This window comes from Brevibacillus sp. MCWH, assembly GCF_013096935.1.
In the GTDB taxonomy this organism is placed as follows: Bacteria; Bacillota; Bacilli; order Brevibacillales; family Brevibacillaceae; genus Brevibacillus; species Brevibacillus aydinogluensis.
Window position 1 is genome coordinate 1 of sequence record NZ_SDLF01000062.1, and the last position, 952, is coordinate 952.

At 40.3% G+C, this 952-nt stretch carries 2 protein-coding genes; both read left to right on the forward strand.

Annotation, left to right across the window (positions count from 1 at the left end; translation table 11 throughout):
- A partial coding sequence (locus ETC00_RS19340) for a LexA family protein (protein ID WP_171567682.1) occupies positions 1–442 on the forward strand: 442 nt, incomplete at its 5' end.
- Positions 443–499: 57 nt separating this feature from the next.
- A partial coding sequence (locus tag ETC00_RS19345) for a recombinase family protein (protein ID WP_171567683.1) occupies positions 500–952 on the forward strand: 453 nt, incomplete at its 3' end.

A 952-nucleotide genomic window follows, 5' to 3' on the forward strand; every position in this document is an offset into this window, starting at 1 on the left:
CTTTAAAACAATACAAGAAGTTAGGGAGGAGCCAGCCCAATATATCTGCACAGAATTCTCCAGACTTCCTATAATAGGATCTATTAGTTGTGGGGATGGTGTTATTGCTTATGAAGAAATAAAGGGTTATGAAGAAGTACCGAGCAGTTGGTTGAACGGCGGTGAGTATTTTTTTCTCGAAGCTCGTGGAGACAGCATGATAAACGCTCACATTACAGACGGCGCACTTCTTTTGATACGACGCCAAAATGATGTAGACAATGGTGAGATTGCCGCCGTGCTGATCGACGGCGAGGCAGTATTGAAAAGAGTATATAAAACAGAAGATACTATTATTCTACAAAGTGAAAATCCGATGTACAAGCCTATCATCCTTAAAAGAAATGACATGAAGGATGTAAGGATTATCGGGAAATTGAAAAAAGTTATTCTAAATTTTTAGCGCTAAAGATTTAGATAGGCGGGTCGCTCCCGCCTGTTTTTATAGGAGGGATAATAAATGGCTGTCGCTCTATATATACGAGTATCAACGGAAGAACAAGCACGGGAAGGATATTCGATATCGGCTCAGCGTGAAAAATTAATTGCGTATTGTAAAGTGCACGACTGGTACGACTATCGGTTTTACATCGATGAAGGGGTATCAGCAAAAAACCTTGACCGTCCACAACTCAAAGAAATGATTAAACACATTAAAGAAGGGGCTATCGATACTGTACTTGTTTATCGTTTGGATAGGCTTGTTCGATCAGTTACAGATTTGTACAAGCTGTTAGAAATATTCGAACAGCACGGTTGTAAGTTTAAATCAGCGACAGAAGTATATGACACCAGTACGGCTATTGGACGGTTATTCATCACTCTAGTTGCAGCAATGGCACAATGGGAAAGGGAAAATTTAGGGGAACGTGTTCGAATGGGGCAAATTGAAAAGGCGAGGCAAGGTTTTTAT